At 63.9% G+C, this 20,180-nt stretch carries 21 protein-coding genes; 1 reads left to right on the top strand and 20 read right to left on the bottom strand.

The window, feature by feature from the left end:
* The first annotated feature begins 82 nt into the window (after nucleotides 1-82).
* The gene (gene folK, locus WJU27_RS01735; protein ID WP_341420944.1) at nucleotides 83-583 is read left to right on the top strand and encodes a 2-amino-4-hydroxy-6-hydroxymethyldihydropteridine diphosphokinase; all 501 of its coding nucleotides are present in this window, start codon (nucleotides 83-85) and stop codon (nucleotides 581-583) included.
* Between the two features lie 259 nt (nucleotides 584-842).
* On the opposite strand, the gene WJU27_RS01730 is transcribed toward folK, so the two are convergent.
* The 20 genes from WJU27_RS01730 to pstC form a co-directional block, all read right to left on the bottom strand.
* Complete coding sequence (locus WJU27_RS01730; RefSeq protein ID WP_341420943.1) at nucleotides 843-1,391, bottom strand: NUDIX hydrolase; 549 nt, start codon at nucleotides 1,389-1,391, stop codon at nucleotides 843-845.
* 7 nt (nucleotides 1,392-1,398) lie between these two features.
* Nucleotides 1,399-2,880, bottom strand: a complete 1,482-nt coding sequence (gene nuoN, locus WJU27_RS01725; protein WP_341420942.1) for an NADH-quinone oxidoreductase subunit NuoN — start codon at nucleotides 2,878-2,880, stop codon at nucleotides 1,399-1,401.
* A gap of 12 nt (nucleotides 2,881-2,892) precedes the next feature.
* Nucleotides 2,893-4,371: an NADH-quinone oxidoreductase subunit M gene (locus WJU27_RS01720; RefSeq protein WP_020165272.1), complete on the bottom strand. Its 1,479-nt coding sequence runs from the start codon at nucleotides 4,369-4,371 to the stop codon at nucleotides 2,893-2,895.
* Between the two features lie 102 nt (nucleotides 4,372-4,473).
* On the bottom strand, nucleotides 4,474-6,495 hold the full coding sequence (nuoL, locus tag WJU27_RS01715; protein WP_341420941.1) for an NADH-quinone oxidoreductase subunit L: 2,022 nt from the start codon (nucleotides 6,493-6,495) through the stop codon (nucleotides 4,474-4,476).
* 5 nt (nucleotides 6,496-6,500) lie between these two features.
* Complete coding sequence (gene nuoK / locus WJU27_RS01710; RefSeq protein WP_020165274.1) at nucleotides 6,501-6,812, bottom strand: NADH-quinone oxidoreductase subunit NuoK; 312 nt, start codon at nucleotides 6,810-6,812, stop codon at nucleotides 6,501-6,503.
* 17 nt (nucleotides 6,813-6,829) lie between these two features.
* Nucleotides 6,830-7,432, bottom strand: a complete 603-nt coding sequence (locus tag WJU27_RS01705; RefSeq protein ID WP_020165275.1) for an NADH-quinone oxidoreductase subunit J — start codon at nucleotides 7,430-7,432, stop codon at nucleotides 6,830-6,832.
* 57 nt (nucleotides 7,433-7,489) lie between these two features.
* On the bottom strand, nucleotides 7,490-7,969 hold the full coding sequence (gene nuoI, locus WJU27_RS01700) for an NADH-quinone oxidoreductase subunit NuoI (RefSeq protein ID WP_198291215.1): 480 nt from the start codon (nucleotides 7,967-7,969) through the stop codon (nucleotides 7,490-7,492).
* Between the two features lie 19 nt (nucleotides 7,970-7,988).
* A complete protein-coding gene (gene nuoH / locus WJU27_RS01695) occupies nucleotides 7,989-9,056 on the bottom strand; it encodes an NADH-quinone oxidoreductase subunit NuoH (protein WP_020165277.1) in 1,068 nt (355 codons plus the stop codon).
* Nucleotides 9,056-11,380 (bottom strand): NADH-quinone oxidoreductase subunit NuoG, encoded by a 2,325-nt coding sequence (gene nuoG, locus WJU27_RS01690; protein ID WP_341420940.1) that lies wholly within the window; start codon nucleotides 11,378-11,380, stop codon nucleotides 9,056-9,058. The genes nuoH and nuoG overlap by 1 nt, the downstream gene beginning before the upstream one ends.
* Nucleotides 11,374-12,708, bottom strand: a complete 1,335-nt coding sequence (gene nuoF, locus WJU27_RS01685; protein ID WP_020165279.1) for an NADH-quinone oxidoreductase subunit NuoF — start codon at nucleotides 12,706-12,708, stop codon at nucleotides 11,374-11,376. The genes nuoG and nuoF overlap by 7 nt, the downstream gene beginning before the upstream one ends.
* A complete protein-coding gene (nuoE, locus tag WJU27_RS01680) occupies nucleotides 12,705-13,187 on the bottom strand; it encodes an NADH-quinone oxidoreductase subunit NuoE (RefSeq protein WP_341420939.1) in 483 nt (160 codons plus the stop codon). Before nuoE ends, nuoF begins: the two co-directional genes overlap by 4 nt.
* A 43-nt stretch (nucleotides 13,188-13,230) precedes the next feature.
* Nucleotides 13,231-14,484, bottom strand: a complete 1,254-nt coding sequence (locus tag WJU27_RS01675; RefSeq protein WP_296812545.1) for an NADH-quinone oxidoreductase subunit D — start codon at nucleotides 14,482-14,484, stop codon at nucleotides 13,231-13,233.
* Nucleotides 14,477-15,079 (bottom strand): NADH-quinone oxidoreductase subunit C, encoded by a 603-nt coding sequence (locus tag WJU27_RS01670; protein ID WP_020165282.1) that lies wholly within the window; start codon nucleotides 15,077-15,079, stop codon nucleotides 14,477-14,479. The genes WJU27_RS01675 and WJU27_RS01670 overlap by 8 nt, the downstream gene beginning before the upstream one ends.
* A gap of 5 nt (nucleotides 15,080-15,084) precedes the next feature.
* Nucleotides 15,085-15,561, bottom strand: a complete 477-nt coding sequence (locus tag WJU27_RS01665; RefSeq protein ID WP_008058281.1) for a NuoB/complex I 20 kDa subunit family protein — start codon at nucleotides 15,559-15,561, stop codon at nucleotides 15,085-15,087.
* 54 nt (nucleotides 15,562-15,615) lie between these two features.
* Complete coding sequence (locus WJU27_RS01660; protein WP_019917521.1) at nucleotides 15,616-15,972, bottom strand: NADH-quinone oxidoreductase subunit A; 357 nt, start codon at nucleotides 15,970-15,972, stop codon at nucleotides 15,616-15,618.
* Nucleotides 15,973-16,119: 147 nt separating this feature from the next.
* On the bottom strand, nucleotides 16,120-16,491 hold the full coding sequence (secG, locus tag WJU27_RS01655; RefSeq protein WP_019917520.1) for a preprotein translocase subunit SecG: 372 nt from the start codon (nucleotides 16,489-16,491) through the stop codon (nucleotides 16,120-16,122).
* A 9-nt stretch (nucleotides 16,492-16,500) separates the two neighbouring features.
* On the bottom strand, nucleotides 16,501-17,250 hold the full coding sequence (gene tpiA / locus WJU27_RS01650; RefSeq protein WP_296812552.1) for a triose-phosphate isomerase: 750 nt from the start codon (nucleotides 17,248-17,250) through the stop codon (nucleotides 16,501-16,503).
* 137 nt (nucleotides 17,251-17,387) lie between these two features.
* Nucleotides 17,388-18,173 (bottom strand): phosphate ABC transporter ATP-binding protein PstB, encoded by a 786-nt coding sequence (pstB, locus tag WJU27_RS01645; protein WP_020165284.1) that lies wholly within the window; start codon nucleotides 18,171-18,173, stop codon nucleotides 17,388-17,390.
* Between the two features lie 43 nt (nucleotides 18,174-18,216).
* On the bottom strand, nucleotides 18,217-19,140 hold the full coding sequence (pstA, locus tag WJU27_RS01640) for a phosphate ABC transporter permease PstA (RefSeq protein WP_304002526.1): 924 nt from the start codon (nucleotides 19,138-19,140) through the stop codon (nucleotides 18,217-18,219).
* Between the two features lie 3 nt (nucleotides 19,141-19,143).
* On the bottom strand, nucleotides 19,144-20,100 hold the full coding sequence (gene pstC, locus WJU27_RS01635; RefSeq protein WP_020165286.1) for a phosphate ABC transporter permease subunit PstC: 957 nt from the start codon (nucleotides 20,098-20,100) through the stop codon (nucleotides 19,144-19,146).
* Between the last annotated feature and the right edge of the window lie 80 nt (nucleotides 20,101-20,180).

Here is a 20,180-nt window from a genome sequence, read left to right as displayed (position 1 = left end):
TCGCGGCCGCCACAATGGCGCCGCGGCGCGGAAGCGCCGCGGCCGGCGGTGCTAAAGTGCGGCCAGATCACGAGAACACGACATGAGCCAAGAAGCCCCCACCCACATCGCCCACATCGGGCTCGGCGCCAACCTGGCGGATCCGGAAAAGCAGGTACGCGCAGCGCTCGACGAACTGGCCGCTACGCCGGGCATCGTGCTCGAACGGAAATCGTCGCTCTACCGCACGGCGCCGATCGGGTACGATAACCAGCCCGATTTCATCAACGCCGTTGCGCGCGTCCGCACGACGCTGGAACCGCAGGCCCTGCTCGACGCCCTGCTCGACATCGAGCGCACGCACGGCCGGGTGCGCGAATTCCTGAACGCGCCGCGTACGCTGGATCTCGACGTGCTGTTGTACGAGGACCGCGTGATCAACACCGACACGCTGAACGTGCCGCACCCACGCGCGCATCTGCGCGCCTTCGTGCTGCTGCCGCTGCTGGAGGTGTCGCCGGACGTTGTGATTCCGGGCATCGGACCGGCGAGCGCCTGGCTCGCCCACTGTCAGGACCAGCCCATCCAGCGCATCGCCGAGTAAGTCGGACGCCGCCGTCAGTGGTGCCCCTGTCGGACCGCCGCAGTCGCGGCCAAGACCGCTCCCACAGGGATAGGCGCCCGAGCAGCGGCCGGAGTCCGAGGGACGGTTCTGTGGGAGGGGTCTTCTGACCCCGACAGCGGCCTGTGCCAAAGCCAGCGGACTGCGGCGCCCGCTCCAACGGTGCAATCTCGATTATTCGTGCTGCCGCAACCGATTGCCGCCCGGCGGGCCGCCGGATCAGCAACTCAGATGCAGGGGCTCAGAAGCCCTGGGCGCACACGCGCTGCGCCCAGATCAGGGCGGCCAGCGTCTTGGCGTCGGTCAGCTCGCCGCGCCACACTGCCGACATCGCGGCTTCCAGCGACAGCGCGGTGACTTCGAGGAATTCACCTTCGTCGAGCGAAGCGCCGACGTGGCGCAGCCCGCGGGCGAGGAAGATTTCGATGCGTTCGTCGGAATAGCCGATGCAGGGGTGCATCGTGCCGAGGTGTTCCCAGCTGTCGGCCTCGTGGCCGGTTTCCTCGCGCAGTTCGCGGATGGCCGTCTGTTCGATCGGCTCGCCCGGATCGATCTTGCCAGCCGGAAATTCGAGGAAGACACGGCGCGGGCCGTAACGGAACTGACGCTCGAACACCATGCGCCCGTCCGGCAGGATGGCGATGATGACGACGGCGCCCGGATGCTTGACGTACTCGCGGATCGCCGGCTTGCCGTCCGGCAGCCGGACCTGATCCTGATAGACCTTGAGCAGAACGCCGTCGTAGACCTGACGGCTGTCCAGCGTGCTTTCCGTCAGGTCTTCCGCCATCCGTCGCTTACTTCAGCGCCTGACCGAGGGCCGACGCACACAGCGCGAGCAGCGACTGCGGCATCAGGCCGATCAGCGCGATCGCCAGCGCATTGACCGACAGCAGCGCGCGCATTTCGGTCGAGGCGACCAGCGGGCTGTTGTCGAGCGGTTCGTCGAAGTACATCAGCTTGACCACGCGCAGGTAGAAGAAGGCGCCGATCAGCGACAGCAGCACCGCGAACACGGCGGTGTAGATGTAGCCGGCCGCGACGACTGCCTGCAGCACGGCAAGCTTGGCGAAGAAGCCGATGAAGAACGGAATGCCGGCCATCGAGAACATGACCATCATCAGCACCGCGGCGAACCACGGGCTGCGGCGGTTCAGGCCCTTCAGGTCGTCCAGCGTTTCCGCCTCGACGCCAGCACGCGTCAGCACCAGCAGCGTGCCGAAGGCGGCGGCGCTCATCAGCACGTAGGCGATGGTGTAGAACATCGCGCTGCCGAAGGCATAGGAAAGGTGGATGTCACCCGACGCGCGCAGTTCGATCACCCCGCTGACCAGTCCGAGCAGCATGAAGCCCATGTGCGAAATGGTCGAGTAGGCCAGCATGCGCTTGACGTTGGTCTGCGCGATGGCGACCACGTTGCCGAGCGCAATCGACAGGATGGCGAGCAGCATCAGCATCTGCTGCCACTCGACCGCCAGCGTGGGCAGGCCGTCGACCAGCAGGCGGATCGCCATTGCGAAACCGGCCAGCTTGGGTGCCGAGCCGATCAGCAGCGTGATCGCTGTCGGCGCGCCGTGATAGACGTCGGGAATCCACATGTGGAAAGGCACGACGCCGATCTTGAAGGCGAGGCCGGCCACCAGGAAGACCAGACCGAAACGCAGCACGTCCATGTTCGTGGAGGGATCGGACAGCTTGCGTGCGATGGCCGAAATTTCCAGCGTGCCGGTGGCGCCATAGATCATCGACATGCCGTACAGCAGCAGGCCGGAAGCCAGCGCGCCCAGCACGAAGTACTTCATCGCCGCTTCGGTCGAGCGCGCCGATTCACGGTCCAGCGCAACCAGCGCGTAGATCGCCAGCGACAGCAGTTCCAGACCCAGATAGAGCGTCAGGAAGTGGTTGGCCGAAATCATCACCTGCATGCCCAGCGTGGCAAACAGCACCAGCAGGTAGTACTCGCCGCGTTCCAGACCGCGCGCCATCAGGTAGTCGCGGCTGTAGACGACGACCGTGAACACCGTGATGTAGAGGCAGCTCTTCAGCACGTCGGCGAGGCGATCATCCACGAACATGCCGCTGAAGGTGAGCGTGGTATCCGGTCCGGCGGTGCCGACCTGGATGGCGAAGGCGCCCGCCAGCGTCGCCAGCGTGAGCAGGTAAGGCAGCCAGCCCTGGCGTTCGGACTTGAAGAGGTCTGCGAGCAGCACGACGCAGGCCATCACCAGCACGAAGATTTCGGCCGATGCGGGGAAGAAGTCAGGCAGAGGGAAGTTCATTCTTTTGGTCCGTCAGAGCTTGCCGGCTGCGACATGGTCGAGCAGCTGGTTCACGGTCGCATGCATGATTTCGGTCACCGGCTGCGGCCAGATGCCCATGGCCAGCGTGCAGATCGCCAGCACGCCGAGGATGAGCATTTCGCGCGCATTGATGTCGCTCAGTTCGGCGACGTGGCTGTTGGCGACGTCGCCGAACACCACGCGCTTGTACATCCACAAGGTGTAGGCCGCGCCGAGGATCAGCGTGGTGGCGGCGGCGAAACCGGTCCAGAAGTTGAACTGGATGGCGCCGAGCACGACCATGAATTCGCCGATGAAACCGGAGGTCGCCGGCAGGCCGGCGTTGGCCATCGCGAACAGCAGGAACAGCGCGGCGAACTTCGGCATCGTATTCACGACGCCACCGTAGTCGGCGATGTTGCGGGTGTGCATGCGGTCGTACAGCACGCCGATGCAGAGGAACATCGCGGCCGACACGAAGCCGTGCGAAATCATCTGCACCAGGGCGCCCTCGACGCCCAGCGGATTGAAGATGAAGAAGCCCAGCGTGACGAAACCCATGTGCGAGATCGACGAATAGGCGACCAGCTTCTTCATGTCTGTCTGCGCCAGCGCGACCAGACCGATGTAGATCACCGCGATCAGCGACAGGCCGATCACCACCGGCGCGAAGTGCTGTGCTGCGTCCGGCACGATGGGCAGCGAAAACCGGAGGAAACCGTATGCACCGAGCTTCAGGCCGATCGCCGCCAGCACGGCCGAACCGCCGGTCGGCGCCTCGACGTGGGCGTCCGGCAGCCAGGTATGCACCGGCCACATCGGCACCTTCACCGCGAAGCTGGCGAAGAAGGCCCAGAAGATCAGCGATTGCGCGGTCATCGCGAGCGGCTCGCGGTGCCAGTCGAGGATGGCGAAACTGCCGCTCTTGTGGAACAGGTAGAGCAGCGCGACCAGCATCAGCAGCGAGCCGAGCAGGGTGTAGAGGAAGAACTTGAAGGCCGCATAGACGCGGTTCTTGCCGCCCCAGACGCCGATGACCAGATACAGCGGGATCAGCGACGCTTCGAAGAACACGTAGAACAGGATGCCGTCGAGCGCCGAGAAGATGCCGTTCAGCAGGCCCGACATGATCAGGAAGGCAGCGAAGTACTGCGAGGGCTTGTACTCGATCACCGTCCAGCCGGCCATCACCACCAGCACAGTGATGAAGCTGTTCAGGATGACGAAGGGCATCGAGATGCCATCGACACCCAGGTGGTAGTTGATGTTGTAGTCGCGCACCCAGGGCATCAGCTCGACGAACTGCATGCCGGCGCTCGCGGTATCGAAGCCGGTGTAGAGCGGAATCGTGACCAGGAAGCCGAAGATGGCCGTGACCAGCGCAATCAGTTTCGAGAAGGCCACATTGCGGCCGTCGCCACTGGCGAGCACGAGCAGACCACCGGCAATCGGCAGCCATACGGCAAGACTGAGAAGGGGAATATCGGTCATTTCTTTGTTTGTTCAGCCGACACGTTCACCGTTCAGGGCAACCGCGTCTGGCACTCCCTCTGAATTCACGCCACGGGCGGCAGCCTCACCGCCCGCACCACATCACTTGAAGCCCAGTCTCCACAGCAGCAGGAGACAGACACCGATCACCATTGCAAACGCGTAGCGGTAGATGTACCCGGTCTGTATGCCGCGGGCGAGGCGCGCAAACGCGCCGACAGCCGAGGCGGAACCGTTGATCAGCACACCGTCGATGATCGTGCGGTCGCCCGCAGCCCACAGGCCGCGACCCAGCAAACGGGCGCCACCGGCGAAGACGATCTCGTTGAAGCGGTCGAAGTAGTACTTGTTCTCGAGCAGCACATTGATCGGGCGGAAGATCGGCGCGATGCGGGCCGGCAGGGAGGGCATCGCGATGTACATGACCCAGGCCAGCACGACACCACCCAGCGCGAGCCAGAACGGCAGCGCGGTGAAACCGTGCATCGCCATGCCGGCGGCCGAGTGGAAGTGCTCACCAACCTTAGCCAGCACGTCGTGCTCCGGCAGCACGGTCACGACGCCGTCGAACCAGTCGCCGAACAGCATGGGCTGCACGGTGAAGTAGCCAATGAACACCGACGGGATGGCCAGCAGCGCCAGCGGCACCCACACCACCCACGGCGACTCGTGCGGCTTCTCGCCCGGGGCGAGGCCATGGTGCTCGTCGTGGTGGTCATCGTCGTGATGATCGTCGCCGTGCGCATGGTAATCGTCGTGCGCCTTGCCGAAGTTCTCCGGGCCGTGGAACACGCGGAAATACATGCGGAAGGAGTAGAAGGCGGTGATGAACACACCGGCAACCACGCAGAAGTAGGCGTAACCGGCACCCGGTATCGTCGAGAAATGCACCGCCTCGATGATCGAGTCCTTCGAGTAGAAGCCGGACAGGAAAGGCACACCGATCAGCGCCAGCGAACCGAGCAGCGACGTGAACCAGGTGATGGGCATGTATTTCCACAGGCCGCCCATATTGCGCATGTCCTGGTCGTGGTGCATGCCCATGATGACCGAACCGGCACCCAGGAAGAGCAGCGCCTTGAAGAAGGCGTGGGTCATCAGGTGAAACACCGCGGCCGAGTAGGCCGACACGCCCAGCGCCACGGTCATGTAGCCGAGCTGCGACAGCGTCGAATAGGCGACGACGCGCTTGATGTCGTTCTGGATGATGCCGAGGAAGCCCATGAACAGCGCGGTCGTCGCGCCGATCACCAGCACGAAGGACAGTGCGGTTTCCGACAGTTCGAACAGCGGCGACATGCGGGTGACCATGAAGATGCCGGCCGTCACCATCGTCGCCGCGTGGATCAGCGCCGAGATCGGAGTCGGGCCTTCCATCGAATCCGGCAGCCAAACGTGCAGCGGCACCTGGGCCGACTTGCCCATCGCGCCGATGAACAGGCCGATACACACCGCGGTCAGCAGCGGCCAGTCGGTACCGGCGACCGTCATGCCGACCAGTTCCTCGCGCTTGGCGAACACCTCGGCGTAATTCAGCGTGCCGGCGTAGGCCGCGATCAGGCCGATGCCGAGCAGGAAGCCGAAGTCACCGACGCGGTTCACCAGGAAGGCCTTCAGGTTGGCGTACACCGCGGTCGGGCGCTTGAACCAGAAGCCGATCAGCAGATAGGACACCAGACCCACCGCTTCCCAGCCGAAGAACAGCTGCACGAAGTTGTTGCTCATGACGAGCATCAGCATCGAGAAGGTGAACAGCGAAATGTAGGAGAAGAAGCGGTTGTAGCCCGGGTCTTCGGCCATGTAGCCGATGGTGTAGAGGTGCACCATCAGCGACACCGAGGTGACGACCAGCATCATCATCACGGTGAGCTTGTCGATCTGGAAACCGATTTCCATCTTCAGATCGCCGCTGGTCGCCCAGGTGTAGAGCGCGCCGTTGAAGCTGTTGCCGGCCTGCACGTCCTGAAAGATGACCCAGGACGCGACCAGTGCCACGGCGACGCCGAGGATGGTGACGCTGTGCGCGACCCAGCGCGGAATGACGCGGCAGAACAGGCCGGCGATGATGGCGCCGAACAGCGGCGCGAGCGGGACGAGCAGATAGAGCTTTTGCATCGATGTCATGTCGCTCAACCTTTCAGGCTGTCCAGATCATCGACGTGGATGGTGTTCAGGTTGCGGAACAGCACCACGAGGATGGCCAGCCCGATCGCGGATTCCGCGGCGGCTACGGTAAGGATGAAGAAAACGAAGATCTGGCCGGACGGGTCGCCGAGGTAGTGCGAGAAGGCGACGAAATTCATGTTCACCGCCAGCAGCATCAGTTCGATCGCCATCAGCAGAACGATGAGGTTCTTCCGGTTCAGGAAGATGCCGACCACGCTGATCGCGAACAGCACGGCGCCCAGCATCAGGAAGTAGGAAAGGGGCAAGGAGGTCATGTCGTGCGCTTCTTTTCTCAGTCTTTCTCGGCCGGCATCGACACCAGGCGCACGCGGTCCTCACGGCGCACCGCGATCTGCTTGGCCGGTTCCTGGAACTTGGTGTCCTTGCGCTTGCGCATGGTCAGCGCGATCGCCGCGATGATGGCGACCAGCAGGATGACCGAAGCCAGTTCGAACGGATACACGTACTCGGTGTAGATCAGGCGCCCCAGTTCCTTGGTGTTGCTGTAGCCGGCGGCGGCGGCCTCGGGTGCCGGCATGCGATCCGCCGAGAAGTACTTCGCGCCCAGCACGGCGAACATCTCGGCCAGCATCAGGCCGGCGACGATGAGCCCCGGTACCAGATTCGCCCAGAAGCCCTCGCGCATCCGTTCGATATTGATGTCCAGCATCATCACGACGAACAGGAAGAGCACCATCACCGCGCCGACATAGACCAGCACCAGCGCGATCGCGAGGAACTCGGCCTGCAACAGCATCCAGATGCCACCGGCGGTGAAGAAGGACAGCACCAGGTAAAGTGCCGCGTGCACCGGGTTGCGCGCAGTGATGACGCGCAGCGATGCAGCGACCAGGATGGCGCTGAGGAAAAAGAAAACTGCGGTCTGGAAATCCATCATCGGTTCGTTCTTGTCCGTTCCCTTGAGCCCTGCCCGCTCTCGCGGGCCCGGCCATCAGCGGTACTTCGAGTCCGCTTCCCTGTCCTTGGCGATCTGCGTTTCATAGCGGTCGCCGACGGCCAGCAGCATCTGCTTGGTGTAGTACAGGTCACCGCGCTTTTCACCGTGGTACTCGAGCACCCGCGTTTCGACGATGGCATCGACCGGACAGGCTTCCTCGCAGAAACCGCAGAAGATGCACTTGGTCAGATCGATGTCGTAACGCGTGGTACGGCGGGTGCCGTCGTCACGCTGGTCCGACTCGATGGTGATGGCCATCGCCGGGCACACCGCCTCGCACAGCTTGCAGGCGATGCAGCGTTCCTCGCCGTTCGGATAGCGGCGCAGCGCGTGCAGGCCGCGGAAACGCGGCGACTGCGGCGTCTTTTCTTCCGGAAACTGCAGGGTGATCTTGCGCGCGAACAGGTGACGGCCGGTCAGCGCCATGCCCTTCACCAGTTCGGTCAGCATCAGCCCGCCGAACAAATCTCTCATCGAACCCATAACGCGTCCCTTACTTCCAGATCGACAGCGGAGACATCATCCAGCCGCCGATGAACACGAGCCACACGATGGTGACCGGGATGAAAACCTTCCAGCCCAGACGCATGATCTGGTCATAGCGGTAGCGCGGGAAAGTCGCGCGCAGCCACAGGAAGAAGAACAGGCAGAAAGCGCTCTTCACTGCCAGCCAGTGGAAACCGTCCGGCAGGAAACCGACCGGCGACAGCCAGCCCCCGAGGAACATGATCGAGGTCAGCGTCGCGATCAGGATCATGTTGGCGTACTCGGCCAAGAAGAACAGCGCGAACGCCATGCCCGAGTACTCGATCATGTGACCGGCCACGATTTCCGATTCGCCTTCCACCACGTCGAACGGCGAGCGGTTGGTTTCGGCCACGCCGGCGATGAAGTAGACGATGAACATCGGGAACAGCGGCAGCCAGTTCCACGACAGCACGCCCAGACCCATGTTGGCGAACATGCCCTCGCCCTGCCCGCGCACGATGTCCGACAGGTTCAGGCTCTGCGACACCATCAGCACGGTCACCAGCGCGAAGCCCATGGCGATTTCGTAGGCGACGATCTGCGCCGCCGAGCGCAGGCTGCCGAGGAAGGCGTACTTCGAGTTCGACGCCCAGCCGGCGATGATGACGCCGTACACACCCATCGACGTGATGGCCATGATGTAGAGCAGACCGGCGTTGATGTCGGCCAGCACCAGACCGTCGTTGAACGGGATGACTGCCCAGGCGGCCAGCGACGGCGCCAGCGCCAGCACCGGAGCCAGCACGAACAGCGTCTTGCTCGACGCCGACGGCAGCACGATTTCCTTGAACAGCAGCTTCAGGCCGTCGGCGATCGGCTGCGCCAGACCGCCCAGCGCCTTGATGCCGAAGAAGGTGACGCGGTTCGGACCGTTGCGCACCTGCATCCAGCCGATGATCTTGCGCTCGGCCAGCGTCAGGTAGGCGACACAGCCCATCAGCGGCAGGATGATCGCGAAGATCTTGACCAGGGTCCATACCGGCACCCAGGCGGCGCCGAGCAGGTCCTGCACGGGTTGCAGCAGCGCGTCCATTACAGGGCCTCCACGTTCAGGATGCCGGACAGCGTGCCCAGCGGCGCGGTCTGCGGCCAACCGGCCGACACGCGCACGCAGCCCGCGGGCACCGTGTCATCCAGCGCAAGATCGAGTTCGCTCGACCAGGCCGAGCCACGCACCCGCACGCGCTTCGCCTCGGTCAGGCCCTGCGCCGCGGCCGTGGCCGCATTCAGGCGGGCCGTCGGCGCGGCGGAGTCGCGTGCGGCGGCTAGCGCCGGCGCGCGACGCACCAGTGCGTCGTTGCGGTAGATCGGGAAATCGGCGATGCGCTGCAGGCCGCTCACGGCAGTTGCGCGCGCGAACGATACGTCGCTCGCCGTGTTGTCCAGCTTGTATTCGGGCAGCCAGCCATTGGCTCCGGCCAGCGCTTCGTCGCGCACCGCTTCCGACGAATCGAACTTGAAGCCGCCCAGTTCGAGCATGCTGCCGAGCACGCGCAGCACCTTCCACGCCGGACGGGTTTCGCCCTTCGGACGCACCACCGCGTGGAAGCTCTGGATGCGGCCTTCGCAGCTCACGTAGGTGCCGGACGTTTCGGTGAAGGGCGACACCGGCAGCAGGCAGTCGGCGTAGTCGAGACCGGTCTTGAACGGCGACATGACGATGACCGTGTCGGCACCCTTCAGCGCTTCGACCGCCATCGGCGCGTTGGCCGCGTCTAGTTCGGGTTCGGTGTGCAGCAGCACGTAGGCGCGCAGGCCGCCGAGCAGCATCTGCTGCGCGTTCAGGCCGGATTGCGCACCGACCGCGGCGGCGCCGACGCTGTTCGCGGCTTCGCCCAGATAACCCAGCGTGGCGCCGGTCAGGCGCGCCAGTTCCTGCGCCAGTGCGTGCAGGCCGGCGGCGTCCGGATGCTGCTGGACGACGGAACCGAGGAAGATGGCGCATTCGCCGTCGTCACACAGGCTCTGTGCAGTGCGCCGGGCCGCATCCGACACCTCGGCCGATTCGGCACCGGCGGGCACGGCGACGCCGCGGATCTCGGCGGCGGCCTTCACCAGCGCGGCCAGTTCGCCGGCCAGCGCCGACGGCGCGACGGTGACGCGGGCGAAGGTGGTCATCAGCCAATCTTCGTTGCTGACGCCGAGCGCGCTGACGCGGGTGCCACGACGGGCTGCCTGACGCAGGCGCTGCGCCATCAGCGGGTGATCCTTGCGCAGGAAGCTGCCGACAACCAGCGCTGCGGACAGCTTCGATACGTCGGCAACCTTCATGCCCAGCCAGGGGATGCCGGCCAGCTTGCCGTCCAGCCCGAAATCGGTCTGGCGCAGGCGGTGATCGATGCTGCCGCCACCGAGGCCGCGCATCAGTTGCGCGCCCAGATAAAGCTCTTCGGTCGTCGAGTACGGCGCAGCCAGCATGCCGATCTTCGCCGCACCGTGTTCGTCGGCGACGCGCTTCAGACTGTTGGCGGCGTATTCGAGCGCGGTCTGCCAATCGACCTCGATCCACTTGCCGTCCTGCTTGATCATCGGCGTGGTCAGACGGTCTTCACCGTTCAGCGCTTCGTAGGAGAAGCGGTCACGGTCGGAAATCCAGCACTCGTTGACCTCTTCGTTCTCGAGCGGCAGCACGCGCTTCACTTCGTCGTGCTTGACCTGGACGACGAGGTTGGTGCCCAGGCTGTCGTGCGGACTTACGGTCTTGCGGCGCGACAGTTCCCAGGTACGTGCCGAATAGCGGAACGGCTTGGAGGTGAGCGCACCGACCGGGCACAGGTCGATCATATTGCCCGACAGTTCGGAATCGACGGTGTGACCGACGAAGGTCATGATTTCCGAATGCTCGCCGCGGTTGGCCATGCCCAGTTCCATGACGCCGGCGATTTCCTGGCCGAAGCGCACGCAGCGGGTGCAGTGGATGCAGCGGGTCATGTCGGTCGAAATCAGCGGACCGAGATTCTTGTTCATCACCACCCGCTTCTCTTCCTGGTAGCGGGAGGACGACGCGCCGTAACCCACGGCCAGATCCTGCAGCTGGCACTCGCCGCCCTGATCGCAGATCGGGCAGTCCAACGGGTGATTGATCAGCAGGAACTCCATCACGCCCTTCTGCGCGGTGATGGCCTGATCGGAGTGCGTCTGCACCTTCATGCCGTTGGTGACCGGCGTGGCACACGCCGGCAGCGGCTTCGGCGCGCGCTCGACCTGCACCAGACACATGCGGCAGTTGGCGGCGATGGACAGCTTCTTGTGATAGCAGAAGTGCGGAATGTGCAGGCCCAGACGGTTGGCCGCATCCATCACGGTGCTGCCGTCCGGCACTTCCAGCTTCTGGCCGTCGATTTCGATCTCTAGCATGCTGCGTGTTCCACGTAAATGCGGCTGCCTTCGCGCTGCACGTCCACCGGGACGAGGCAGTGCTTGTGCTCGACGTGATACTCAAATTCGGACCGGAAGTGCTTGATGAAGCTCTTCACCGGGAAAGCAGCGGCGTCGCCCAGCGCGCAGATGGTGCGGCCGGCGATATTGCTGGCGACGTTGTCCAGCGTGTCGAGGTCGTCCGGGCGGCCCTGGCCGTGCTCGATGCGATGCACCATGCGGTACAGCCAGCCGGTACCTTCGCGGCAGGGCGTGCACTGGCCGCAGGATTCCTCGTGATAGAAATAGGACAGACGCTCCAGCGACTTCACCATGCAGGTGGTTTCGTCCATCACGATGACCGCGCCCGAGCCCAGCATCGAGCCGGCCTTGGAGATGGAGTCATAGTCCATCGTGCAGTCCATCATGATGTCGGCCGGCAGCACCGGTGCCGACGAGCCGCCGGGAATGACCGCCTTCAGCTTGCGGCCGCCGCGCATGCCGCCGCACATTTCGAGCAGCGCCGCGAACGGCGTGCCGAGCGGAATTTCATAGACGCCCGGGCGATTGACGTGGCCGGACACCGAGAAGATCTTGGTGCCGCCGTTGTTCGGCTTGCCCAGCGCCTGGAAGGCCTCACCACCGTTGTTGATGATCCACGGAATGGCCGCGAAGGTTTCCGTGTTGTTGATCGTGGTCGGCTTGCCGTACAGGCCGTGACTGGCCGGGAAAGGCGGCTTGAAGCGCGGCTGACCCTTCTTGCCTTCGATCGATTCGAGCAGCGCGGTTTCTTCGCCGCAGATGTAGGCGCCCCAGCCGTGGTGCGCGAACAGGTCGAAATCGAAGCCCTTGCCCAGGATGTTCTTGCCGATGAAGCCGGCGGCGCGCGCTTCGGCCAGCGCTTCCTCGAAGCGCTGGTACAGCGAGAACACCTCGCCGTGGATGTAGTTGTAGCCGCGGGTGCAACCCATCACGAAGCCGGCGATGGCCATGCCCTCGATGACCAGATGCGGGTTGTAGCGCAGCAGGTCGCGGTCCTTGAAGGTGCCCGGTTCGCCTTCGTCCGAGTTGCAGACGACGTACTTGTCCATCGGAAACTGGCGCGGCATGAAGCTCCACTTCAGGCCAGTCGGGAAACCTGCGCCGCCACGGCCGCGCAGGTCGGATTTCTTCACCTCGGCGATGATCTGGTCCGCCGTCATGCCGGATTCGAGAATCTTGCGCAGCGCCGAATAGCCGCCGCGCTTGATGTAGTGCTCGATGCCCCAGGTGTTGTCGCCGTCGAGGCCGGCGAGCAGGATGGCTTGCGGGTTCTCGGGGGCGTTCATTTCAGTTCGTCCAGCAGTGCGTCGATCTTTTCGCGGCTCATCCAGCTGCACAGACGCGTGTTGTTGACGATGATGGCCGGCGCGTCGCCGCACACGCCCATGCACTCGCCTTCCTTCAGCGTGAAGCGGCCGTCGGCCGTGGTTTCGTTGAAACCGATGCCCAGCTTCTCCTTCACGTACTCGGCCGCCTGCTCGCCGCCGGACAGCGCACAGGGCAGATTGGTGCAGACGGTGATCTTCCAGCGACCGACCGGCTTCACGTCGTACATGTTGTAGAAGGTGGCCACTTCCATCGCCGCCATCGGCGGGATGTTCAGATGCAGGGCCACGGCTTCGATCGCCTCGGGCGAAAGCCAACCGTTCTGTTCCTGCGCGATGCGCAGGCCGGCCATCACGGCGGAGACCGCCTGGCCTTCGGGGTACTTCGCGACTTCGCGGTCGATCGCCGCGCGCGAAGCGTCACTCAGCGCAAAACTCATTCTGTCCATGCTCACCGGTTACTCGCGGTCACTGAGCGGTCGCTCAACGGTCAATCTCGCCGAACACGATGTCCATCGTGCCGATGATGGCGACGACGTCGGAAATCATGTGTCCGCGGGACATTTCATCCATCGCCGCCAGGTGTGCGAAACCGGGCGCGCGGATCTTCAGGCGGTAGGGCTTGTTGGCACCGTCCGACATCGCGTAGATGCCGAACTCGCCCTTCGGGTGCTCCACCGCGGCATAGCACTCGCCTTCCGGCACGTGGATGCCTTCGGTGAACAGCTTGAAGTGGTGGATCAGCTCTTCCATATTGCCCTTCATCGCTTCGCGCGACGGCGGTGCAACCTTGTGGTTGGGGCTGATGACCGGACCCGGGTTCTTGCGCAGCCAGTCGATGCACTGACGGATGATGCGGTTGGACTGGCGCATCTCTTCGATGCGGACCAGATAGCGGTCGTAACTGTCGCCGTTGGTGCCGACCGGGATGTCGAAATCCATGCGGTCGTACACTTCGTAGGGCTGCTTCTTGCGCAGGTCCCAGGCAATGCCCGAACCACGCAGCATCGGGCCGGTGAAGCCCAGCGCCTTGGCACGTTCCGGCGTCACGATGCCGATGTCGACCAGACGCTGCTTCCAGATGCGATTGTCGGTGAGCAGGGTTTCGTACTCATCGACATAGCGCGGGAAGCGGTTGGTGAAGTCCTCGAGGAAGTCGAGCATCGAACCGCTGCGGTTCTCGTTCAGGCGCTTGATCGCTTCGGCGTTCTTGAACTTGTTCGCCTGGTACTGCGGCATCGTGTCCGGCAGGTCACGATAGACGCCGCCCGGACGGTAGTAGGCCGCGTGCATGCGCGCACCCGACACCGCCTCGTAGGCGTCCATCAGGTCTTCGCGCTCGCGGAAGGCGTACAGGAACACGGTCATCGCGCCGACGTCGAGCGCATGCGCGCCGAGCCACAGCAGGTGATTCAGGATGCGCGTGATCTCGTCGAACATGACGCGGATGTACTGCGCGCGCTCCGGCACGTCGATCTGCAGCAGCTTCTCGATCGCCATGCAGTAGGCGTGCTCGTTGCACATCATCGACACGTAGTCGAGACGGTCCATGTAGGGCACGCTTTGCACCCAGGTGCGGGTCTCGGCTAGCTTCTCGGTCGCGCGATGCAGCAGACCGATGTGCGGGTCGGCACGCTGGACGACTTCGCCGTCCAGTTCGAGCACCAGACGCAGCACGCCGTGAGCCGCCGGGTGCTGCGGCCCGAAGTTCATCGTGTAGTTGCGGATTTCAGCCATGGCCGACGTCCCCGTAGTTTTCTTCGCGCACGACGCGCGGTGTGACTTCGCGCGGTGCGATGGTGACCGGCTGGTAGATGACGCGCTTGGTTTCCGGGTCGTAGCGCATTTCGACGTGACCGGAAATCGGGAAGTCCTTGCGGAACGGGTGACCGACGAAACCGTAATCGGTCAGCAGGCGACGCAGGTCGCCGTGTCCGGCGAACATGATGCCGAACAGGTCGAAGGCTTCGCGCTCGAACCAGTTGGCCGCAGGCCATACGTCGTTCACCGAGGCGATGACCGGAAAGTCCTCGTCCGCCACGAAGGCGCGCAGGCGCAGCCGCAGGTTGGCGGCGATCGACATCAGATGCACCACGACCGCGTAGCGAGCGCCCGAAGAGCGGGTCGCGTGCGTCGACAGATCGAGGCCGCACAGGTCGATCAGCTGCTCGAACGGTGTGTCGGCATGATCGCGCAGTGCGAGCGCGATGTCGTGGTAATCGTCGGCGCCGACCTCGATGGTCAGCTCGCCCAGTTCGACGGAGGCAGTGCGGATCTTGTCGCCGAACTGCGCCGTCAGCGCGTCGCGCAGGGATTCAATGCGTGTGCTCATGACGTTCAGCGGGCGATGGTGCTGGTACGGCGGATCTTGTTCTGCAGCTGCATCAGGCCGTAGATCAGCGCCTCGGCCGTCGGCGGACAGCCCGGCACATAGACGTCGACCGGCACGATGCGGTCGCAGCCGCGCACCACCGAATAGGAGTAATGGTAGTAACCACCGCCGTTGGCACAGGAGCCCATCGACAGCACCCAGCGCGGCTCGGGCATCTGGTCATAGACGCGACGCAGCGCCGGCGCCATCTTGTTGCACAGCGTGCCGGCCACGATCATCAGATCGGACTGCCGGGGGCTCGGGCGAAACACGATGCCGAAGCGGTCGAGGTCGTAACGCGAAGCACCCGCCTGCATCATCTCGACAGCACAGCAAGCCAGACCGAAGGTCATCGGCCACAGCGAGCCGGTGCGGGTCCAGTTGATCAGCTTGTCGAGCTGAGTCGTGACGAAGCCTTCCTGAAGAACGCCTTCAATGCTCATCGATCAATCCGTCGTAATAACTTAATTGGGCAGACGCCCGACCGCCTGGCAGGATTACTCCCAGTCCAGCGCGCCCTTCTTCCATTCGTAGACGAAACCCACGACCAGAATGCCGAGGAAAATCATCATCGCGACAAAACCGAACATGCCGATCTCTTCGAGCACGATGGCCCACGGGAAGAGGAAGGCGATTTCCAGGTCGAACAGGATGAACAGGATGGCCACGAGGTAGTAGCGCACGTCGAACTTCATGCGCGTGTCTTCGAACGCTTCGAAGCCGCACTCGTAGGGGGAGAGCTTGTCGGGGTCCGGGCGGCTGGGGCCGACCAGCTTGCCGGCGATCATCGGCACGAAACCGAAACCGATGCCGATGAGAATGAACAGAAGGATCGGAAAGTATTCGATCAACATGACGGGTTATTCATGCGTGAAATCATTTCCGGCGGCACGGGGAGTAATCCGGGGCCGGCTCACGGCGCACCACCGATCGGCTGCGCACCACGTTGCACTGCAGCGTGAAACGCGCGGAGTATAGCGCGTTTCACGATCAATGCGGACTTACTTGGGAATATCCGCCGCCTTGGAATCAGGCTGGGCGGGCGTTGCAGCCGGTTGTTGCGGTGCATCAGGTGTAGCGGGAACGGTGACAGTCTTGGCCGCATCGATGACCGAACTGGCACCCGATTTCGGCTGATTGGTCGCCATATAGCTCAGCGCAAGGCTGGTGCAGAAGAACACGGCGGCCAGTGCAGCGGTCGTGCGGCTGAGGAAGTTCGCCGAACCGGACGAACCGAACAGGCTGCCCGACGCACCGCTGCCGAAGGCGGCACCCATGTCGGCACCCTTGCCATGCTGCAGCAGCACGAGAACGATGACACCGATGCCGACCAGCACATGGACCGACAGCACAAGCGAAAAAACGATACCCATCAAATCACCTCAGGATGCTGCAGCGGCCACGATGGCGAGGAAATCCCCGGCCACCAGCGACGCACCGCCAATAAGTCCACCATCGATATCCGCCTGACCGAAAAGCTCGGCGGCGTTCTGCGGCTTGACACTGCCGCCATAAAGAATCGTCGTGCGCGCGGCGACGTCGGCACCGCACCATGCAGCGAGTCGCCCGCGGATGAAGGCATGCACCGCCTGCGCCTGCGCCGGCGTCGCCGTCTTGCCGGTGCCGATGGCCCACACCGGTTCGTAGGCGATCACGCAGGCAGCCAGTGCCGCTGCGCCACCGCGCTCGAATACCGCCTTGAGCTGACGTTCGACCACGGCTTCGGTCACCCCGCCCTCGCGTTCGTCCAGCGTTTCGCCGACACACAGGATGGGCTGTAGCTTGACGGCGAGCGCGGCATCCACCTTGGCGGCGACACGCTCGTCAGTGTCGCCGAACAGCGCGCGCCGTTCAGAGTGACCGACGATGACGTAGCGACATCCGAAGTCGTTCAGCATCGCACCGGACACCTCGCCGGTATAGGCACCGACCGCGTGCTCACTCAGATCCTGTGCGCCCCACGCAATGGCCGATCCCTCGAGCAGCGACTTCGCCTGCTGCAGATAGGGGAAGGGCACGCACACCGCCGACGGACATCCCTGCCCGCCTGCCTCGCGCAGCGCACCGAGCAGTGCAGCATTGGCGTCCAGCCCGCCATGCATCTTCCAGTTGCCTACGACCAGTTTTCGCATCGCCAAAACGCTCGCGCGCCAAAAGCAAAACCCCGGATTCTAGCGCATCGCAGCGCAAAAATCCGGGGCTCGGCAGATGGCGGGGCTAGGGTCTGTTGATATTGAATCGCGGGCCGCGTTGCGCTCCTTGCCCAGGATCAGCCGAAGCGGCCGGTGATGTAGTCCTCGGTTTCCTTCTTCTGCGGCTTGATGAAGATCTGATCGGTCAGGCCGAACTCGACCAGCTCGCCCATGTACATGTAGGCGGTGTAGTCGGACACCCGCGCCGCCTGCTGCATGTTGTGGGTGACGATCAGGATGGTCACCTTGTCCTTCAGCTCGGTCACCAGTTCTTCGATGCTGGCGGTGGCGATCGGGTCGAGCGCCGAAGTCGGCTCGTCGAACAGGATGATTTCCGGATCGGTCGCCAGCGCGCGCGCGATGCACAGGCGCTGCTGCTGGCCGCCGGACAGATTGGCGCCTAGTTCGTTCAGGCGGTTCTTCACTTCGTCCCACAGCGCCGCACCGCGCAGCGCCTGCTCCACCCGCTCGTCGATCACCGAGCGACGCTTCTCGCCGCGCACGCGCAGACCGTAGGCCACGTTCTCGTAGATCGACTTGGGGAAGGGATTGGGCTTCTGGAACACCATGCTGATGCGCATGCGCACCTCGATCGGATCGACGTCGTCGTCGAGCAGATTGGTGTTGTCCGGGTGCAGCAGGATCTTGCCGTCGTAGCGGTTGCCCGGATACAGATCGTGCATGCGGTTGAAACAACGCAGCAGCGTCGACTTGCCGCAACCGGACGGGCCGATCAGCGCGGTCACCTTCTTCTCATGCACCGGCATGTTGATGCCCTTCAGCGCATGGAAGGCACCGTAGTGGAAATTCAGGTTCTTGACTTCGGCCTTGGCAGCGGAGCGCACATCGGTCGCAGTGGTCATGGTCGGATTCTCTTGAAGGTTGTATGCGGTGCGGATGATCGGCTTACCACTTGATGTTGCGGCGCAGGCGGTAGCGCAGCCAGATCGCGACGCCATTCATCGCCAGCGTCATGAAGACCAGGATGAAGCCGGCCGCGGCGGCATTGACCTGGAAGGCCGCTTCCGGACGCGAGGTCCAGTTGAACATCTGGATCGGCATCACGGTGAAGGGCGCGGTCAGCCACTCGAAGTTGATGAACGGGAACACGTCGGTCACCGGCGCCGGCGGCAGGAAGGCGATGAAGGTGAGCGCGCCGATGGTGATGATGGGCGCCGTTTCGCCGATCGCTCGCGCCATGCCGATGATGACGCCGGTCAGGATGCCCGCGCTCGAATACGGCACGATGTGATCGCGCACCGTCTGCCAGGTCGTTGCACCGCAGGCGTACGCGCCTTCGCGCACCATCTGCGGAATCGCGCGTATCGATTCGCGCGTCGCCACGATGACCACCGGCAGGATGAGCAGGCCGAGCGTCAGGCCGGCCGACAGGATGGACTGACCGAAGCCGAACTTGTACACGAACAGGCCCAGCGCCAGCAGGCCATACACGATGGACGGCACGCCGGCGAGGTTGGTCACGTTGATTTCGATGATGTCGGTGACCCAGTTCTTCGGCGCGTACTCTTCCAGATAGATGCCGGCTGCCACGCCCAGCGGCACCGCCGAGAAGGCGGTCACCAGCATCACCAGTATGGTGCCGACCCAGGCCGACAGGATGCCGGCGCTGCCGGCACGACGCGACGGGAAATTGGTCAGGAAGTCATAGTCGATGCGGGCCGCCCCCTTGATCGCCATGTCGGCGAACAGCACGGTCAGCGTGAGCACGCCGACCATCAGCGCGAGCAGCCCGAGCAGGCCGAACAGCATGTCCCAGCGCTTGTGGCGCGCGATGATGGCCCGGATGGCCTGGATGTCCTGTTGGTTCATGGATCAATAGACCTCGCGGAAGCGCTTGCGCAGGTAGTAGCCGAGCAGGTTGAAGCCCAGGGTCATCAGCATCAGCGTCAGACCGGCGGCGAAGATGGTCTGGTAACCGATGGAGCCGTGCGGCAGGTCACCGAGGGCCACCTGCACGATGTAGGAGGTGATGGTTGCGCCCGGCTCGGCCGGATTGAAGGTCAGGTTGGGCTGCATGCCGGCCGCGACCGCGAGAATCATCGTCTCGCCGACCGCACGCGAAATGCCCAGGATGTAGGCCGAGGCGATGCCCGAGGTCGCTGCCGGCACCACGGTGCGCAGCGCTGTCTGCAGGCGCGTCGCACCCATCGCGTAGGAACCTTCGCGCAGGCTCATCGGCACCGCGCGCATCGCGTCCTCGGACAGCGAACTGACGTAGGGGATGATCATGATGCCCATCACCAGACCGGCCGACAGCAGGCTGAAACCGGGCAGTTCGGGGAACAGGTACTGCAGCGCCGGCGTCACCACCATCAGCGCGAAGTAACCGTAGATGATGGTCGGCACACCACCGAGCAGTTCGAGAATGGGCTTGGCGATCTCACGCGTCTTGAACGAAGCGAACTCCGACAGGTAGATCGCGATGATGGTGCCCAGCGGCAGCGCGACAGCCAGCGCGACGAAGGAACTGGTGAGCGTGCCCGACAGCAGCACCATGATGCCGTAGTGCGCATCGTCGAACAGCGGGGTCCATTGCGTGTCGGTCAGGAAGTCCCACAGCGACACGTGCTCGAACAGCGTCAGCGATTCGCTGACCAGGATGTAGACGATGGCTATCGTCGTCAGGACGGAGATCGACGCCGCAGTGAACAGGATGAATTCGATCACCCTTTCCTTCACGTGGCGGGACGCGCGCTTGCGCAGGCGATCGCTGACCGCATCGGGCGCAGTCGACGGAGGAGCTGACATGGTCTGGGCGTGGGCGGTCATGTTGGGGCGCTCATTTTACGGGTCGCCATCCACCGCCGTGCGGAAGATGACAAAAAGCCCCGGGATGAACCCGGGGCCCT

Origin of the sequence: Methyloversatilis sp. NSM2 (assembly GCF_038066675.1) — a bacterium.
Classification (GTDB): domain Bacteria; phylum Pseudomonadota; class Gammaproteobacteria; order Burkholderiales; family Rhodocyclaceae; genus Methyloversatilis; species Methyloversatilis discipulorum_A.
This window is presented reverse-complemented; position numbering and strand designations above follow the sequence as displayed.

Excerpts from the sequence above, each read along its gene's own strand:
- folK (WP_341420944.1), top strand. The coding sequence starts at position 83 with ATGAGCCAAGAAGCCCCCACCCACATCGCCCACATCGGGCTCGGCGCC.
- WJU27_RS01730 (WP_341420943.1), bottom strand. The coding sequence starts at position 1,391 with ATGGCGGAAGACCTGACGGAAAGCACGCTGGACAGCCGTCAGGTCTAC.
- nuoN (WP_341420942.1), bottom strand. The coding sequence starts at position 2,880 with ATGAACTTCCCTCTGCCTGACTTCTTCCCCGCATCGGCCGAAATCTTC.
- WJU27_RS01720 (WP_020165272.1), bottom strand. The coding sequence starts at position 4,371 with ATGACCGATATTCCCCTTCTCAGTCTTGCCGTATGGCTGCCGATTGCC.
- nuoL (WP_341420941.1), bottom strand. The coding sequence starts at position 6,495 with ATGACATCGATGCAAAAGCTCTATCTGCTCGTCCCGCTCGCGCCGCTG.
- nuoK (WP_020165274.1), bottom strand. The coding sequence starts at position 6,812 with ATGACCTCCTTGCCCCTTTCCTACTTCCTGATGCTGGGCGCCGTGCTG.
- WJU27_RS01705 (WP_020165275.1), bottom strand. The coding sequence starts at position 7,432 with ATGGATTTCCAGACCGCAGTTTTCTTTTTCCTCAGCGCCATCCTGGTC.
- nuoI (WP_198291215.1), bottom strand. The coding sequence starts at position 7,969 with ATGAGAGATTTGTTCGGCGGGCTGATGCTGACCGAACTGGTGAAGGGC.
- nuoH (WP_020165277.1), bottom strand. The coding sequence starts at position 9,056 with ATGGACGCGCTGCTGCAACCCGTGCAGGACCTGCTCGGCGCCGCCTGG.
- nuoG (WP_341420940.1), bottom strand. The coding sequence starts at position 11,380 with ATGCTAGAGATCGAAATCGACGGCCAGAAGCTGGAAGTGCCGGACGGC.
- nuoF (WP_020165279.1), bottom strand. The coding sequence starts at position 12,708 with ATGAACGCCCCCGAGAACCCGCAAGCCATCCTGCTCGCCGGCCTCGAC.
- nuoE (WP_341420939.1), bottom strand. The coding sequence starts at position 13,187 with ATGAGTTTTGCGCTGAGTGACGCTTCGCGCGCGGCGATCGACCGCGAA.
- WJU27_RS01675 (WP_296812545.1), bottom strand. The coding sequence starts at position 14,484 with ATGGCTGAAATCCGCAACTACACGATGAACTTCGGGCCGCAGCACCCG.
- WJU27_RS01670 (WP_020165282.1), bottom strand. The coding sequence starts at position 15,079 with ATGAGCACACGCATTGAATCCCTGCGCGACGCGCTGACGGCGCAGTTC.
- WJU27_RS01665 (WP_008058281.1), bottom strand. The coding sequence starts at position 15,561 with ATGAGCATTGAAGGCGTTCTTCAGGAAGGCTTCGTCACGACTCAGCTC.
- WJU27_RS01660 (WP_019917521.1), bottom strand. The coding sequence starts at position 15,972 with ATGTTGATCGAATACTTTCCGATCCTTCTGTTCATTCTCATCGGCATC.
- secG (WP_019917520.1), bottom strand. The coding sequence starts at position 16,491 with ATGGGTATCGTTTTTTCGCTTGTGCTGTCGGTCCATGTGCTGGTCGGC.
- tpiA (WP_296812552.1), bottom strand. The coding sequence starts at position 17,250 with ATGCGAAAACTGGTCGTAGGCAACTGGAAGATGCATGGCGGGCTGGAC.
- pstB (WP_020165284.1), bottom strand. The coding sequence starts at position 18,173 with ATGACCACTGCGACCGATGTGCGCTCCGCTGCCAAGGCCGAAGTCAAG.
- pstA (WP_304002526.1), bottom strand. The coding sequence starts at position 19,140 with ATGAACCAACAGGACATCCAGGCCATCCGGGCCATCATCGCGCGCCAC.
- pstC (WP_020165286.1), bottom strand. The coding sequence starts at position 20,100 with ATGACCGCCCACGCCCAGACCATGTCAGCTCCTCCGTCGACTGCGCCC.